We start from the raw sequence: 16,062 nt of genomic DNA, 5'->3' as shown, positions 1-16,062 counted from the left end.
GCCGATGTTCTGGGTACGCAGCATCGCCTGCCCGGGGCGAGAGCGAGCGACGTGCGTTCGAGGGGTCGTTGGGCGGTGTGATCCGGCGCGTGGGGGCGCCACCCGGAGCGTGGACGGCGCGTTGGGGTAGCCATGGCGTTGCTGCAGTGACGGTTCTGCGCAGGCGGGGCTTTGTGGGGCGCCGGTGATCGAATGCGCCTAGGAGAACGGGGTGTTGCGAAGTGTGGACGAGCGTCGGCGGCCCGGGAGCCGTAGCCGTGCCGGACCTGCTGGAGCCCGGCCCCGCCGGTCTGGTCGGCCGCGCCGCCGAGGAGACCTTGCTGCGGGACCTGTTGACCTCCTCTCGGCTGGTCACGGTGACCGGCGCCGCCGGAGTGGGCAAGAGCCGTATCGCCGCCACCGTCGCGGCCGGCCTGGACGACGGACCCTGGCGGCGGATCGTGCCCGTGCGCTGGCAGGGCAGGGGACTGGCGGAGCCGGGGGACCTCGCCGCCGAGACCGTGCGGGCACTGACCGGAAGACGCACGTGTCCGCGCAGGGTGGACGTGACGCGTGCGCTGCGCGACCTGCCCGGCCCGGACGTCCTGCTCTTCCTGGACGACGCCGACCCGGTCCACACGGAGTGCGTGGGGCTGGTGCAGCGTCTGCTGATGGCGGTGCCCGAGGCGCGGGTGCTGGTGACCTCGCGTCGCGCCCTCGGTCTCGGTGCCGAACGCGTGCTCCGGCTGGCGCCGTTGGACACAGGCGGACCGGACTCCGGCGGCGAGGGGGGCGTGCCGCCCGCCGTCGAGATGTTCATGCGGCTTGCCCGAGCCGCCGTGCCGGGGTTCCGGGCCGAGGGCGCCGACCTGCGCGCGGTCACGGACATCTGCCGGACGCTCGAAGGAGTTCCCCTCGCGATCGAACTGGCCGCCGGCCAGACCGTACGTCACCCGGTGACCGAACTCGCCGGCCTTCTCGAGCGGCACCAGTGCTGGCTCGGCAGCACAGGACCGGTGCTGCGGCGGCACCGGTCGCTGCGCGAAGCCGTAGGAGCCGGTTATGTGCTGTGCGAGCGTCCCGTACGCGTGGTGTGGGGACGCGCCAGCATCTTCGAGGGCTCCTTCTCCGAGTCGACGGCCGCGTTCCTGTGCGCCGGCGGGGGAGTGTCACCGGACCAAGTGCCCTCCTGCTTGGCTCGATTGGTGGCGGCCGGCGTGCTGAGACCGCTGGACGACCCGGGCGGGGTGCGCCGGGTCCGCTACCGGATGAGCCGCGCGGCCCGGGAGTTCGGGCTCGAACGGCTCGCCGGATCGGGCGAGTTCCCCGTGGCGGCCGAGCGGCGCGTGCTGCACTGCCGACGTGTGGCCGAGGTCGCCGAGAATCTGTGGGGCACCGGATGCCAGCGCCAGGCGGTCCACCTCGTCCGGGACGAACTCGACGATCTCGCGGCCATGATCCGCCACGCCCTCACCGAACCCGACCACGCCGAGGCGGCGTTGCGGTGCCTGGTCGACCTGTGGTTCTGGTGGGTGGCGTACGACAACGAGACGGAGGGCCGCGACCACCTCCTGCGCCTGCTTCCCCTGTGCGAGTCCGGCAGCCCCACGGCGGTGCGCGCGCTGTGGCTGGCGGCCTGGCTCACCGCGAGCGCCGATCCACGGGGCGCCCGCGTGCTCCTGGGCCGCGCCTGGCCCGCCGCCGTCCTGGCCGGGGACAACGCCACGATCGGCCGCATCGCCCACGTCCAGGGCGTGGTCGCGCTGTGCGAGTACGACGCCGAGACGGCCGCCGAGCACTTCCGGGAGGCCGCGGACACCACGCCGCTCCACGCCCCGGGCGGCCCCTCACCGGCCGTCAGCCAGGCGTCTCTCGCCATGGTCCAGGCGACCTTCGCACCACGCGCCGCCCGCCGCAGTGCCCGGCGCGCGATGACCCACCCGGGGACCCGCGACGACGCCTGGGCGTCGTTGCTCGCCCGCTATGCCCAGGCGTTCCTGGAACACCGCCGCGGCCACGGCGGCCGGGCCCGGCAGCGGGCCCACCGCGCCCTGGCAGACCTGGACCCCCGGCTCCCCGCGCCGCACGCGGCCGCCGGCCTGAACCAGCTGATCGCCGACATCGAGACCGGCACGCGGGGCGGACTGCACCTGCGGACCGTACCGCTGCCCCACCGCGGTGTCCGGATGCTCGACCCGGTGGCGGGCCCGGCGACCCGCTGACCGGCCACCCCGGCCGTTTCCTCAACTGCTGGACAGGGACCGCGACCAGGAGCGACGGATCGCGGGGAGAGCCGTGTGCGGGCCGCATCCGCCGTCGAACACGGCCGGACACGGTGCCGCGCTGCCTGAGGGGTGGGGCGGGAGACCAGGGTCCTGCCCGAGCACCAAGTGGACGCGTCCTCCGAGCTGTCGGCAGCCACCGACTCCCGGCCGTGCGGGCGGCGTGCTCCGGCCGTCTGGTCCGCGAGGCAGGACTCCAGCGCGCTCCGGCTCGGTCAACCCCGCACGCGCAGCACCAGCTTGGCGGTCGGCCGGTCCCGCTCCATGCGACGGTGGGCCTCGGCCGCCGCGCCGAGGGGCAGCTCCTCGACCGCGCGCGGCCTCAAGTGGCCAGCCGCCAGCAGGGAGTTGATATGGCGTGCGGCGCCGGCGAGCTGGACGGTGTCCGCGTGCGAGATGGCGAAACCGCGGATCGACCGGTCCCGTGTGTACAGCGCCCCCACGGGCAGTACCGGACGGCTGTCGAGACCGGACATCACGACGATCCGCCCCCGGTCCGCGAGGAGTTCTACCATCGTCCCGAGGTCGTTGCGCCCCGACGTGTCGACGAGTACGTCCACGCCCTCGGGAGCGGCGGCCCGGATCAGGCCGGGAGCGTCGGGGGAGCGGTAGTCGACGAACCCGGCCGCGCCGAGCAACCGTACGTACGTCTCGTCCCGATCCGAGGCGACGGCGATCACCCGGGCACCGGAGCGCGCCGCCATCACGACGAGTGCGCTGCCCACGTTGCCCGCCGCACCGAGCACGGCGACCGTCTCACCGGTGCGCAGCCCTCCGTGCGTGAACAGCGCGAGATGCGCCGTCGCCGCCGAGTGGGCCAGGGCCACCGCGTCGACGGCCGACACCCCCTCGGGCAGGCGGTAGAGCCGGTCCGCGGGTACGACCGCCCGCTCGGCGGCCGCGCCCTGCCGTCCCGCGTGCCCCAGGCTGTTGCACCAGACCCGGTCCCCGGGCCGGAAGCAGCCGCCCGCCGGACCGGCTTCGGCGACGGTGCCGACGAGGTCGCGGCCGATGACGAAGGGGAACGGCAGCGGGGTGCGGTACGCCCCCGAGCGGACGAATCCGTCGACAGGATTGACGGCGCTGACCTCGACGTCGACCAGGACGTCATGGGGGCCGGGCCGCGGCGACGGCAGTTCGCCGCACCGGATGACATCGGGTCCACCGAGCTCGGTGATGTAGGCGGCGCGCATGGACACGACCCTGGCACGGAGCCGGCCCGCCCGCTCCCGGGCACGCGCACCGGTGCGGCACGGTACGCCGGAACGGCTCCGCCGCAGAGTCCATGGCAGAGCCGTTCCGGCACCCTGCCACCGCTACGGCGCGATGCCGATGCCGTCGACGCGGCTCCAGGCCTTCTCCTGCCGCGCGCTCATCGCGGGCCACCCGACCGTCCTGATCGCGGCCCTGTTGCTGGAGGTCGTCGCAGCGGTGCTGTTCCTGGCCGCGCCCGCACTGCCGGTGCTCGTCGTCGCGCGGCTGGTCACGGGCTTCGGAGTCGGCATGCTCACCGCGACCGCCACCGCGCATCTGCACGATCTGCACACGGCCCACCGGCCCGGCGGCTCGTCGCAGCGCTTCGAGATCGTCTCGACCGCGGCGAACATCGGCGGCGGCCTGGGCGTCGGCCCGCTGGCCGCGGGCCTGCTGGCGCAGTACTTCGGAGCGGCGGTGACGAACACCGCCGCGATGGTCCAGAACCCGGCTCCGTACCGGCGGGCGGACCGCCGCTCCTGCGGCACCGGTGCCTCGGCGGCCGAGGCGCCGTGTGCGATCGACGACATGGACATGGAGACACTCCGAAATCCCGTGACGGTTGGATCGGCGGCCCCGTCGCCGCACATGCTGCCCAACCGCGTCCGCCGCCCCCTGCTTCCCGCTTCCGGCAGATGAGAAACGATGACGGTAATCTCGATGGGAGATGAGCGGCGGAGTCGGAGGGCGGCATGGAACTGCGGCAGATGGAGGTCGTCGTGGCGGTCGCCGAGGAGGGCGGCTTCAGCGCGGCGGCACGCAGACTGTACGTGGTGCAGTCCGCGGTCTCCGGAACCGTGCGCGCGCTGGAGCGGGAGCTGGACACGCGTCTCTTCCACCGCACCACCCACCGCGTGTCACTGACCCCGGCCGGCGAGGCGTTCGTGTCGGCCGCCCGGGCCACCCTGCGGGCGGCGGGCCAGGCCCGGCTGGCCGTCGAACGCGCCAAGGGGGAACTGGGCGGCGAGATCACGGTCGGCGTGATGCAGGGCCTCTACACCGGTGTCGCCGCCGCGCTGGCCGGCTTCCACCGCGAGCACCCGGCCGTCGTGGTCCGCCTTCGGCAGGCACCGACCGGCGGGATCCCGCAGGCGCTCCGCGACGGCACGGTGGACCTGGCCGTGGGCGCTCTCGACGCACCCCAGACACGGGGCCTCGCCTCGCATCTGCTCGCACGGGAGGAGATGGTCCTCGTCACGCCAGCCACAGGTCCGCTGCGCGAGGAGGGACCCGTGACCCTCGCCGAGACCGCCCGGATGCCGCTGGTCGAGTTCGTCCTGGGCTGGGCGGTCCGTCATTCGGTGGACAGGGCGTTCCGCGCGGCGTCCGTCGAGCACACGGCGGCCTTCGAGGTGAACGAGGTGATGGGAGCCGCCGACCTGGTCCGCCACGGCCTGGGTGTCTGCATCCTGCCCCCGTCCCTGGCAGCCCACTTCCCCGACCTGCGGCTGCGCTCCTTCGCCGGGAACGCGCCCACCTGGACGGTGCGGATCGTCCACCTCAGGGGCGAGCATCCGCCGGCCGCGGCGGCCCTGCTGAGGCACATGATCGCGCAACGGGCCTGATGTGTCGTGCAGTTCACAAGGAGCGGTAGAACTCCGGATGGCGGCGGGCGCGGGTCCCAGGTGTGGGTGGACACCGGGTCGCGGCCGGCCCCACGGCGGGTCGGGTCGTCGGTTTCGATCACTGCCGTGAGTTCCGTGGCCGGGTCCGAACGGGTCGTGGCGAAGCGGGCCGCTCCGGCGAAAGACCTCGCGCGGCACCGGCAGGTCGCGGACGACCAGGGGGACGCCGGCGTCCAGGGCCTCCATGGCGGCGAGGCCGAAGCCCTCCTTGAGGGACGGGAGGGCGAAGGCGGTCGCGGACGAGACCAGGGACGGCAGAGTCTCGTCCGGGACCGGGCCGAGGCGAGCGGATTCGACACCGAGTTCCGTGGCCCGGACCTCCCAGCGGGCCCGGTGGTCGCGGTGGTCGAACGCCGTACGTCGGGGCGCGCGGCGCGCAGCAGCGCGTACGCCACCGGCTGGTCCGGTGAACCCTTGCGGGGTTCGATGCCGCCGACCGTGAGGACATGGCGGCCCGGCCGGGCACGCCACTTCGCGGCCTCGGCCGCATCCGTCGTCGCGAAACGGGCGTACGCCACCCCGTTCGGGATGACCTTCGCCGACGGGCCTCATTCGTCGCGGAGTTCGTCCGCCGGGAGGCGGACCTTTGCGGTGGGCGGCCGAGGATGCCGTCGCCGCTGACGCACACGCGGTGTAGCGTTCCGTGCCGCCGTCCTCACACGCTACGGGAATCGGTGCTGTTCAGGGCCGCAGTGGCGTGCCAGGGCCCTCGTGCTCGGCGCGGGCCGCGAGATGGCGCCACAGCGATGCCACGTTGAACGCCGGGCCCAGGTCCGGCAGCTCGGCGAGATCCTCGGCCGGGATCGGGCGCAGCGGGGCGCCGGTGGCGGCCGCGGCGAGGGTGATGCGGGCCAGTGAGTCCACGGCGAGGGCGCGGGTGACGGCTTCGGCGACGGCGTGGGCCGGCTCGCCGCTGCCCACGGCGACGAGGCCGTGTCCGCGCAGCACGACGACGGGGCGGTGACCGAGCGCGGACACCATCTGTTCTGCCAGGTCGCGGCGCCGGATCAGGGCGGAGCGGGGCCAGACGGGGATGCCGTCGTGGGCGAGCCGGGCCGCCGGGATGTCGTACGAGCCCACGAGCGGGAGCCACGGAAGGTCCGCGACCGACGCGGCGACGACCGCGGGCGGATGCGCGTGCACCACGGCCGTGACATCGGAGCGTGCGCGCAGGACCTCGGTGTGGATGGGCAGTTCGCCCGGCGCGCTCCAGTCGGCCGGAACCTCGCCCGAGCCGTCGAGACGGACTTCCTGTACGTCGTCGACGACGGTGAAGGCCAGTCCCCGCTCGACGGGTCCCCGCCCGCGCACCAGGAGCGAGTCGGGCCCGGTCCGGGCGCTGACGTGGCCGAGGATGTGCTCGACGAGACCGGTGACGGCCAGGACACGGCAGGCGAGAGCGATCCGCTCGCGCAGGCCCTCGACGTCCGGAAGTCCCACGACGGCGGTCCTCCTCGAAGAGTCGACGGCGACTTTGGTCTGTTGGTATGACTTTAAGCCATTGTGAGAGTGCACGTCAACGAAGCCCCTGACCATGGGAGAATGCGGTTATGTCATCGCGACCCAACCGGTCCCCGCGTACCGAGACCGGAGACGAGACCTCCGCAAAGCGTCCCGCCGCGCCCGAGGGCCTGTTCAAGACGGTCTCCTCGAGCCGTGTCTCGCAGCTGATCGTGGATCAGATCCGCCTCCTGCTGAAGGAGGAACGGCTGCAGCCGGGCGACCGGCTGCCCAGCGAGCGTGAGCTGTGTGTGCAGTTCGGCGTGAGCCGTGTCACCGTGCGCGAGGCGCTGCGCAGCCTGGAGGCCAGCGGGCTCGTCGAGATCCGGGTCGGTGCCCGCGGCGGCGCGTTCGTGACGGCGCCGTCCTCGCGCCGGGTCGGCGAGGGCCTCGCCGATCTGCTGTCCCTCTCGCCCGTGACGGCGTCCGAGGTGACCGAGGCCCGGCTGGTCTTCGAGCTGGGCATCGTGCCCCTCATCGTCGAGCGCGCCACGGAGGAGGACCTGGACGCACTGCGCGCGCTGTGCGACGAGCACGCCGAGGCAGTGAAGCAGGGCACCTACGACATGGAGATGTCCGCGGACTTCCACACCCGGGTCGCCGCGTGTACGCACAACGCCGCCGTCGAGATGCTCGTTCAGTCCTTCCACGGCCCCCTGCTGATGAGCCTGCGCGAGGCGCAGAGCGTCTCGCCGCAGATGGGGCAGCGCGGATCGAAGGAGCACCGGCAGTTCGTGGAGGCGATCGCGGCGCGCGACGCGGAGGCCGCGGCGGAGATCATGCGCACGCACCTGAGGCGGACGGCCTCCCGGGTGAAGACCGACGGCCCGGCCAAGTAGTCCGCGCCGGCGGTGACATGCGAGTCCCGGGTCCTGCTGGGCCCGGGACTCTTTTGTGCCCGCGCTGAAGGCATTATGGTTAGACCATCAGGTGATCAGAGAGGGCTTCGGCCATCACAGGAGGCACCATGGGCAAGAAGGGGCGAGTCTTCGTCCGCGGCCTGACCTCGGAAACGTACGGACTCGGCGAGTTCCGCCGCAGGCAGCTGGCGGTCAAGCGGGTGCGTGACGACTCCGTGGTCGTCGACGACGCGAAGGTGGCCCACTCCGGCGACAGCGAGAAGTCCCGGACGTGGTGGCGGGTGGGCCCGGGGGACGAGGACTTCCTCACCCAGACCATCCAGGTCCACTTCGTCGAGCTGCCGCCGCAGTCCAGCAACCACGGCCACGGCCACCAGAACGAAGCGGCCTTCTACATCCTCGAGGGCCGCGGCTACGAGATCCACGACGACCAGCGGTACGACTGGACCAAGGACGACCTCGTCTTCGTCCACACCGACTCCGTGCACCGCCACTTCAACCCGTACGACGAGACCGCCACCGCCCTCGTCGTGAAGGCCAAGAGCACCTGGATGTTCATGGGCCTGTGGCAGCAGGGACGCAGCGGCCCGGTCGAGCGCGAGACCGAGTTCGGGCCCCGCGAGGACTGGTCCCGGATCTGGACGCCCGGTGTGCAGGACCGCAAGAAGGTCATCAGCCTCGCTGACACCACCTGGGAGAACACCCCGCTCGGGCGGGTCCGTGTGATGTCCTCGCCGGAGCGCACCGATGCCCGTATCTTCTCCATCGACGCCTTCGAACTGGACATCCCGGCGGGCAGCCGTTCGGGCAAGTACTGGAAGATGGCGGACGAGGTCTTCTACGTCCTCGAGGGCAGCGGCTACGCCCTCCAGTGGGAGGTCGAGGCGGAGATCGCCGAGAAGTACTACGCGCGCGTGGCGCTGGAGCCGACCCGGCACGAGATCACCAAGGGCGACACGCTGTACGTGCCGCAGAACCACGTGTGCCAGCTGTTCTCGTACGACGGCACACCCCTGCGCCTGCTGTCCGCGCAGAACCGCGTCTTCAAGCACCTCGGCTACGACACGGTGCACTTCCTCGAGGACGCGCCCGAGTACGAGGCGCCGCAGCCGTCCTGACCGTACGACACCGCATGAACGGCTTCGGCCCCGCACCTTTGCCGACGGGTGCGGGGCCGAAGTCATGTGCGGAGCACGCTTCACGGGCGGTCCGGGGCTGCCTCCTCCGCCGCCGTGACCAGGTCGTCGGCGCTCAGCAGTCCCGGCTCGCGCGCCGTCTCCAGGCGCAGGGCCAGAGCGCCGTGAACGGTCTTGCGGATCCGGCGGCCGTCGAGGCCGGCCAGCAGTTTGCCCATCCGCTGGTGCAGCGCCGAGTCCTCCGCCAACGGCCGCAGTTCGGGCCACTGGGCGGCGAGTCCGTACAGCGAGTCGGCGACGATCCTCGGCACCACCGACTCGTCGGGCAGCTCGGTGTGCACCACGAGGTCGGCGCGGGACAGGAACGCGTCGTCGACGGCCTCGGCGAAGTTCGTCGTCACGACCAGCAGCGTGCCGGGGCGCTGGGCCCGCAGCACGTCGAGCCCGCTGAGCACGGCGTCCGTCGCCCGGTGCACATCGACCGGGTTGGTGTCGAAGGACGCCGAGTGCCGACGTACGGCGAGCGCCTCGACCTCGTCGACGAGGACCAGGGTGTGCGGCCGGCGGGCGGCCAGCTCCGGCAGGGTCTCGCGGAACAGCCGGGAGACGGCCCGCTGGCTCTCGCCGAGCATCTCGCTGGGGAAGGCGTGCGGATCGACCTCGACGAGGGTCGTCGCCCCGTGCGGGGCCAGGGTCCGGGCGGCGGCCTGGGCCAGCCCCTGCGCCAGGGTCGTCTTGCCGGTACCCGGTGGTCCGGCGAGGACGACCAGCCCGTGCGGGGCCACGGGCGAGCCCGCGAGCCGCCGCCCGTGCCGGAGCACGAGGACGGCGGTCGCGAGCAGTCGCTCCTTCACGCGCGGATCCACGATCACCGAGTCCCACGGGCCGTCATGGTGGTCGGCGGGCAGGGCGTGGATCCCGGCCACGCCCTGCGGCAGTGCGCTGCTCACCGCGTACGTCCCCCGTTCACGGCCAGGTGGGGCGCGTCAGCGCCGGCCACTCGATCGTCGACGGGTCGCCGGCCTGCGCGTCACGGATGTGGTCCGGCGGCTCCTCGAACAGCACCAGCGGATCGCACAGCGCCCGCATCGTCTCCAGCAGGCTGTCGAACATATGGATGCGGACCACCTTGGCGGTGTGTTCCGGGTGCGTGTTGATGTGCTGGTGCCACAGGAAGTGATCGACGACGATGATGTCGCCCTTCTTCCACGGGTGCCGCTCGCCGCCTTCCGGCTCGGTGCCCAGATAGCTCTCGCCGCTGCCCTCGACGACGTACAGCCACGCCTCGCCCGGATGCCTGTGCATCGACTGCGCGCGTCCGGGGCCGATCTCGAACATGGCCATCGTGATGCCGGACGCCTGATAGCCGATGGCACGGTCCAGCAGGAACGTCGTACGGGTGCCGCGCGGGGTGTTGCGCAGCTCCAGCTCGTCCCAGCTGGTGTGCAGCCGGCCCGAGCGGCGGGCCTCCTGGTCGCGACCCAGGCGCCGCAGTCGCGTGGCATACGGGTCGGCGCCGTCGCGGCCGGGGGAGAACGGCGGGCGGGGTGCCAGCTCGGCGACCGGGGTGTGGCCCGCGTCCTCCAGGACGGCCATGCCCATCGTCTCCAGGAGCGGCCCGCTGGAGAAGGTGAGGTAACGGGCCGTCTCCTGCCCCTCGTTGCCGCTGCGGTGCCAGGACCAGGACGGCAGGTGCAGCGAGTCGCCGGGCCCCCAGTCGATGCGCTTGCCGTCGATCTCGGTCCAGCCCCAGCCGGCCACGACGAACACCATGGCGTCCCACGAGTGCCGGTGGACGGTCGTCGTCACTCCGGGGTCCAGTTCGTGGGCCAGCGCGTCCATGGTGCGCGTCGGGCGGTCGCCGTCGGCGCCGACGTACACGCCGACCCGGCTGCCGCGTTCGGTCGGGTGCATGACGACGTCCTCCAGCTCGACCACCGTGCGCTGGTTCTTGCGCCACTCCTCGATGAAGGCGGCACGCCGTCGTTTCTGCACGTGATAGTGGGTGACCCCGGTCGTGGTGTGCGTACTCAATGTGTCTCCCAACAGCAGGACATACGGGGGAGGTGGAGATTCAGGAGGTGGCGGGCTCCGCCTTGGACACGCTGTACTCGCGCACCGTGCGGCTGCGCACCGCGCTCGCCGCGGAGACCGCCGTCGGCACCAGCCCGCCCAGCGTGAGCGCGACGACCGGGCCGAGGGCACCCGCCGCCACACCCATCAGGGAGTCGCCGATCGCGGGACCGCCCCGCGAGCACATCTGGTAGATCGCCGAGACCCGCCCGCGCAGCTCATCCGGCGTCTCCACCTGGACGGCGGCGTGCCGCACGGTCGTCGCGACCGCGTCCGCGGCGCCCAGGGCGAGGGCCATGACGATCGCCACGGGGAACGTCCGCGACTGCGCGAGGCCGACCACGGCCAGGCCGTACGCGGCCGTGCCCCACAGCACGATCCGCCCGGCGCGTGCCGTGCGCACCAGCCGGAACACCCACACCGAGCCGATCAGCGCGCCCGCCGAGGGGGCCGCGGACAGCAGGCCGTAGCCGGTCGGGCCGACGTGCAGGATCTGCGCGGCGAAGGCGGGCAGCAGCACCCGGTAGGCGCCGAACACCGTGGCGGTCATGTCCAGACCCATCAGCTGCCAGACGACGGGCCGTTCGGCGACGTACCGCACACCCTGGCGCATGCTGTGCCACAGCGACCGCCGCTCGCCGTCGACCTTGAGCGGCGGCACCCGCACCAGGGCGAGGACGACGACGAGCGCGCCGTAGGTCACCGCGTCGAAGACGTACACCGCGCCGGGCCCGCCGACGGCGATCAGTACACCCGCGAACGCGGGACCCACCAGCACGGCGAGTTCACGCGACGGGTTGAGCAGGGCGAACGCCTCGACGAGCCGTTCGCGCGGCACCATCGCCGGGATCAGCGCCTGCCGCGCGGGCTGGTCGAAGGTCGCCGCCGCCGTCGCCAGCAGCGAGGAGACCACGACCGCCCACACGGTGGCGGCGCCCGCCAGCGTGATGGCCGCGAGCGCCACCGACACCGCCAGGGCCACGCACTGCGTGACCTGGAGCAGCCGGCGCCGGTCCAGCCGGTCGGCGTAGATCCCGCCGATCGGCGAGAGCACCAGCAGGGCCACCGCCTGGGCGAGGCCCACCAGTCCCACCTGGGCGGTGGAACCGGTGAGCTGGTACACCTGGTAGAGGTTGGCGGCGACGGCGCCCCGGGTCCCGATCTGGGAGAGCACGACGCCGCCCCAGTAGAGGGCGAAATCTCGATTGCGCAGTACCTGAGGAAGCGCCATCGGTCAGTCGACCGGGACGAGCGTCACCTTGTCCGGGGCGACGGAGAAGTGCACCTCGGTGCCCGGCGGGATCGACAGCGTCGGGTTGGACCGGTTGCGGATCTCCAGGTTGCCCACCCCCACGATGTGGTCGACCACGTCCCCCATGAAGGCGCGGGTCAGGACCGTGCCCGACCACTCGTTGGGGACGTCGCCGCGCCGCTCGCGGGTCAGGTCCACGCACTCGGGCCGGATCGAGATCAGCACCGTGTCCCCGACCAGCGGCACCTTCTCCACCTTGTGGGCGAGGAGCCGGCCCTGCGGGGTGTCGACCTCCACCTCGTCACCGCGCACCGACGTCACCTTGGCCTCCACGAAGTTGGAGGTGCCGATGAACTCGGCGACGAACCGGGTCGCGGGCCTGGTGTAGATCTCGCGGGGCTTGCCGATCTGCTCGATGCGGCCCTGGTTCATCACGGCGATCCGGCTCGACATCACCAGCGCCTCGGCCTGGTCGTGCGTCACATAGATCGCCGTGAGGTTCAACTCGCGCTGCAGTCGCTTGAGTTCGAAGCGCATGTTCTCGCGCAGCTTGGCGTCGAGGTTGGACAGCGGCTCGTCGAGCAGCATCAGCTCGGGACGCGTCACCAGGGCGCGGGCGAGAGCCAGGCGCTGCTGCTGGCCGCCGGAGAGCTTGGTGGCGGGCCGGGACGCGTAGGCGCCCAGCTCGATCACCTCCAGGACCTGCTCCACACGCTCCTCTATCTCCTTGCGGCCGGGGCGCTTGGCGCGGGGCATCACCTCCAGTGGGAACGACACGTTCTTGAACACCGACATGTGCGGCCAGATCGCGTACGACTGGAACACCATGCCGAGGCCGCGCCGGTTGGCCCCTATGTTGATGCCCTGCTTGTCGTCGAACAGCACCCGACCGCCGAGCGTGACCCGGCCGCCGGTGGGCCGTTCCAGGCCCGCCACCGAGCGCAGGGTGGTGGTCTTGCCGCAGCCCGATGGGCCCAGCAGCGTGAACAGTTCGCCGTCGTGGACCTCGAAGTCGACCCCGCCGACGGCGAACACGCGGCTGCCGTCGTCGGAGCGGCGCTTCGACCTGCGCACGGCCGTGTCGTCGTAGCTCTTCTTGAGGGATTCGACCGTCAACATCGCTGAGGGTCCCTTCGATCAGTTCGCGGAGTCGTTCTGCAGCCCGAAGCGGGCGCCGAAGCGGTAGGCAACGGAGACGAGGAGGAAGAGCAGGACGACCATGCAGACGCCCAGGGCGGCGAGCGTGGTGAACTGGCCGTTCTCGAACTGCTCCCAGATCAGCACCGACAACACCTCCTTGCCGGGGCTGTACAGCAGGATCGTGCTGGACAGCTCGCGGAAGGACACGACGAGGATGTAGACCCAGCCGGCCAGGATGCCGCCGCTCATCAGCGGCAGCAGCACCCGGCGGAAGGTCTGGAACCACGAGGCGCCGTTCACCGCGGCCGACTCCTCCAGCTCCGGGGACATCTGCGCCATCGCCGACGAGGCGTAGCGCATGCCGTACGGCAGATAGCGGGTGCAGTACGAGATCAGCAGGATCAGCAGCGTGCCGTAGATCGGCAGCGGGGTGCGCAGATAGACGAAGGACAGCGCGAGGCCGAGGACCAGCCCGGGGATCACGATCGGGGTGAACGCGAGCAGGTCGAGGAGCCGCCGCCCGCGTGCCCTGGTGCGCAGCACGACCCAGGAGACGATCGAGGTCAGGACCATCACCGCGGTCGCCGCGCCGATGCCGACGATGAGGGAGTTCTTCAGCGCGGTGAACGCCAAAGGCTGGTGCCACACCGTGCGGTAGTTGGCGAACGTCATCTGGCTGAGCGTCTTGCTGCTGGGCGCCGCGTAGTACTTGAGCAGGGACGCGTAGACCAGGACGGCGACCGGCAGCACCACCGTGATCAGGAAGTAGAGGATCACGCCGGCGCCGACGAACGGCCGGGCCCGGCCGAGCTCGACCGGACGCGGCCGGAACGCCTTTCCGGTCACCGTCTGGAAGTTGCGCGAGGAGCGCTGCAGCCAGCTGGAGAACAGCACGCCCGCCGCCGCGATCAGCAGCAGCCCGATGGCGTAGGCGCCGGCCGCGCCGTAGTCGATCGGGTAGGCCCGCAGCACGAAGTAGATCCGGCTGGTGAACACGTAGATGCCGTTCTGCAGCCCGAGCAGGCCCGGCACCTCGAAGCTCTCCAGCGACTGCACGAACATCAGCAATGCCCCGGAGATCATCGCCGGGCGCAGCAGTGGGACGGTCACCCGGCGCAGCACGGTCAGCCGGGACGCGCCCGACATGGCGGCGGACTCCTCGAGGGAGGGGTCCATCGCGCGGAACGCGGCCACCATGAGCAGGAAGGCGACCGGGGCCAGATGCAGCCCCTGCACCCAGATCATGCCCCAGACGCTGTAGATGTTGACCGGACTGGAGCCGAACAGGGGCTTGAACACGAGGGAGTTGAGAATCCCGCTGGACGGGTCGCCGAGGAAGATCCACGAGGTGGCGTAGAGGATGCCCGGCACGATCAGCGGCACCAGCGACGCAGCGAAGAACAGGCCCTTGAACGGCGTGTCCGTGCGCACCTGGATGTACGCCAGACTCGTGCCGAGGACCAGTGCGAGCGCGGCGGAACCCAGGGCGAACCACAGGGAGTTGAGCAGCATCTCGCCGGACTGCGAGTTGCCGCCGTAGGCCCGGGAGAACGCGGCGAAGGAGACGCCCCGGCCGTCGGCGCTCAGGAACGTGTCGTGGATCAGATAGCCGAGCGGCACCACGGCCAGATAACCCACGACGACGACCGCGCCGCCGACGAGGAGGCCCTGGAGGGACAGTGGCCGGCGCAGCAGCCGCAGGAGCCGGGCGCCCGCCGCGGCGCCGCGGGGCGGTGGCGCGACGCCGTGCCCGGAGCCGGGCCCGTCGTCACGGGAGGTGGTGGGAGCGGGTACGACGGTCATGGGCGGTCACTTCTCCACGTCGGCGACACCGCGCAGCAGCGCGTCGTACTTCTTGTCCCAGGCGTCGCCGTTCTTGCTGAGGCCCGCCACGTCGAAGGGGACGAGGGTGATGCCCTTGAGGCTCTTGTCGCCGGGGACCTTCGTCGACGGGGTGAGCCCGAGCTTGACCAGTTCCTGCTGGCCGTCGGTGAGCAGCCAGTCGTAGAACAGCCAGGCGGCGGCCGGGTGCTGGGCGCCCTTGATCATGCCGACGCCGTTGGGGCGCGGGAAGGCGGGGATCTTCGAGACGCCGTCCGGGGGCAGGTGGGTGACGGGGGCGCCCTGCTGGGCGGCCCGGTCGGTGATGTAGGTGTAGTTCATCGCCTCCATCGGGGTCTGGCCGGCGGTGAGGAACTGCATCATCGTCGTGTGGCCCTTGGCGACCTTGGCGTTGGCGACGATGCCCTTCCACAGCTGGTCCACCTCGGACTGGCTCTTGCCGTGGCTCAGCCAGTACTTGGTGACGTTCTCGAACCAGTCGCTGTCGCTGACCTCCAGGGTCAGCTTGCCCTTGTACTTGGGCAGGGCCAGGTCCTCCCAGCTGTGCGGCTCGTCGCCCGCCTTGATCAGATCGGTGTTCCAGGCGGGCTGGAACACGTTGAGCCGACTGGCGGTCCAGTCCTGGAACTTGGCGGCCGGCTCGACCTCGTCGACGGCCGAGCCGTTGAACGGCACCAGGTAGTGGTTGTCGGACAGGGCCGTCATCTCGAGGAAGTTGGTCTCCACCGCGTCGGCGCCCGCCTTCCCGGCCTGCTCTTCCTGGAGGGCGCGCTGGAGCACCGTCTCGGAGTTGCCGCGGAAGACGCTGACGTGGATGCCGTACTTCTTCTCGAAGGCCTGTGCGACCGGCGTCGCGATGTCCGCGGTCATCGACGTGTAGAGGGAGAGGGTTCTGCCCTCCTTCTTGGCCAGCTCCTCGGCCTTCGCACGCTGCTGGTCCTTGGGGAGGTCGGCGATCTGCTGGTAGACGCCGTCCGCCTTGCCGTTGCTGCCGCTGGACGCGGTGGTGACCGCACCCCCGCAGCCGGCGGTGACGGCCGTGACCAGCAGTCCGGCCAGGGCGAGGGTGGTGTTACGGGTCCTCATGCGGTGCTCTCCTGGAAGAGATGCGAAAAGGGG

Annotated in this window: 13 protein-coding genes and 1 pseudogene; 5 read left to right on the top strand and 9 right to left on the bottom strand. The window is 71.7% G+C overall.

The window, feature by feature from the left end; translation table 11 throughout:
- Positions 1-257 precede the first annotated feature (257 nt).
- Positions 258-2,201, top strand: a complete 1,944-nt coding sequence (locus IEZ19_RS01330; RefSeq protein WP_229839851.1) for an ATP-binding protein — start codon at positions 258-260, stop codon at positions 2,199-2,201.
- Between the two features lie 275 nt (positions 2,202-2,476).
- Here the strand turns inward: IEZ19_RS01330 and IEZ19_RS01325 are convergent, their stop codons facing one another.
- The gene (locus IEZ19_RS01325; RefSeq protein WP_189309073.1) at positions 2,477-3,454 is read right to left on the bottom strand and encodes an NADPH:quinone reductase; all 978 of its coding nucleotides are present in this window, start codon (positions 3,452-3,454) and stop codon (positions 2,477-2,479) included.
- Here IEZ19_RS01325 and IEZ19_RS50305 point away from each other — a divergent pair.
- Entirely contained in the window at positions 3,453-4,154 is a 702-nt protein-coding gene (locus IEZ19_RS50305; RefSeq protein ID WP_229839850.1) for an MFS transporter, read from the top strand. The two genes, IEZ19_RS01325 and IEZ19_RS50305, sit on opposite strands and share 2 nt — an antisense overlap.
- A gap of 53 nt (positions 4,155-4,207) precedes the next feature.
- Positions 4,208-5,080, top strand: coding sequence for a LysR family transcriptional regulator (locus IEZ19_RS01315; RefSeq protein ID WP_189309072.1), 873 nt, complete (start codon positions 4,208-4,210; stop codon positions 5,078-5,080).
- A gap of 237 nt (positions 5,081-5,317) precedes the next feature.
- On the opposite strand, the pseudogene IEZ19_RS50300 reads toward IEZ19_RS01315, so the two are convergent.
- A pseudogene (locus tag IEZ19_RS50300) lies at positions 5,318-5,692 on the bottom strand (glycosyltransferase); the annotation flags it as partial.
- Positions 5,693-5,821: 129 nt separating this feature from the next.
- Positions 5,822-6,580 carry a 3,4-dihydroxyphthalate decarboxylase gene (phtC, locus tag IEZ19_RS01305; RefSeq protein WP_268248600.1) on the bottom strand — a complete coding sequence of 253 codons (759 nt, stop codon included), beginning with the start codon at positions 6,578-6,580 and terminating at the stop codon, positions 5,822-5,824.
- 110 nt (positions 6,581-6,690) lie between these two features.
- Here phtC and IEZ19_RS01300 point away from each other — a divergent pair, with 110 nt between their 5' ends.
- Together IEZ19_RS01300 and IEZ19_RS01295 are read left to right on the top strand one after the other, a co-directional pair.
- Positions 6,691-7,479 carry a FadR/GntR family transcriptional regulator gene (locus IEZ19_RS01300; protein ID WP_189309070.1) on the top strand — a complete coding sequence of 263 codons (789 nt, stop codon included), beginning with the start codon at positions 6,691-6,693 and terminating at the stop codon, positions 7,477-7,479.
- 128 nt (positions 7,480-7,607) lie between these two features.
- A complete protein-coding gene (locus IEZ19_RS01295; protein WP_189309069.1) occupies positions 7,608-8,618 on the top strand; it encodes a cupin domain-containing protein in 1,011 nt (336 codons plus the stop codon).
- 80 nt (positions 8,619-8,698) lie between these two features.
- Here IEZ19_RS01295 and IEZ19_RS01290 read toward each other — a convergent pair whose 3' ends face one another.
- Genes IEZ19_RS01290 through IEZ19_RS01265 form a run of 6 tightly spaced genes read right to left on the bottom strand, consistent with a single transcriptional unit; the run spans position 8,699 to position 16,029 of the window.
- Positions 8,699-9,586, bottom strand: coding sequence for an AAA family ATPase (locus IEZ19_RS01290; protein WP_189309068.1), 888 nt, complete (start codon positions 9,584-9,586; stop codon positions 8,699-8,701).
- A gap of 16 nt (positions 9,587-9,602) precedes the next feature.
- A complete protein-coding gene (locus IEZ19_RS01285; protein ID WP_189309067.1) occupies positions 9,603-10,670 on the bottom strand; it encodes a cupin domain-containing protein in 1,068 nt (355 codons plus the stop codon).
- A 40-nt stretch (positions 10,671-10,710) separates the two neighbouring features.
- Positions 10,711-11,940 carry an MFS transporter gene (locus tag IEZ19_RS01280; protein WP_189309066.1) on the bottom strand — a complete coding sequence of 410 codons (1,230 nt, stop codon included), beginning with the start codon at positions 11,938-11,940 and terminating at the stop codon, positions 10,711-10,713.
- A 3-nt stretch (positions 11,941-11,943) separates the two neighbouring features.
- Positions 11,944-13,080 (bottom strand): ABC transporter ATP-binding protein, encoded by a 1,137-nt coding sequence (locus IEZ19_RS01275; protein ID WP_189309065.1) that lies wholly within the window; start codon positions 13,078-13,080, stop codon positions 11,944-11,946.
- A gap of 18 nt (positions 13,081-13,098) precedes the next feature.
- Complete coding sequence (locus tag IEZ19_RS01270; RefSeq protein ID WP_189309064.1) at positions 13,099-14,904, bottom strand: ABC transporter permease; 1,806 nt, start codon at positions 14,902-14,904, stop codon at positions 13,099-13,101.
- A 6-nt stretch (positions 14,905-14,910) separates the two neighbouring features.
- Positions 14,911-16,029: an ABC transporter substrate-binding protein gene (locus tag IEZ19_RS01265; protein WP_189309063.1), complete on the bottom strand. Its 1,119-nt coding sequence runs from the start codon at positions 16,027-16,029 to the stop codon at positions 14,911-14,913.
- Positions 16,030-16,062: the final 33 nt, after the last annotated feature.

Origin of the sequence: Streptomyces brasiliensis (assembly GCF_014647875.1) — a bacterium.
GTDB classification, from domain to species: Bacteria; Actinomycetota; Actinomycetes; order Streptomycetales; family Streptomycetaceae; genus Streptomyces; species Streptomyces brasiliensis.
Note: the sequence above shows the minus strand (reverse complement) of the source record. Positions and strands in the feature narration are given on the sequence as shown.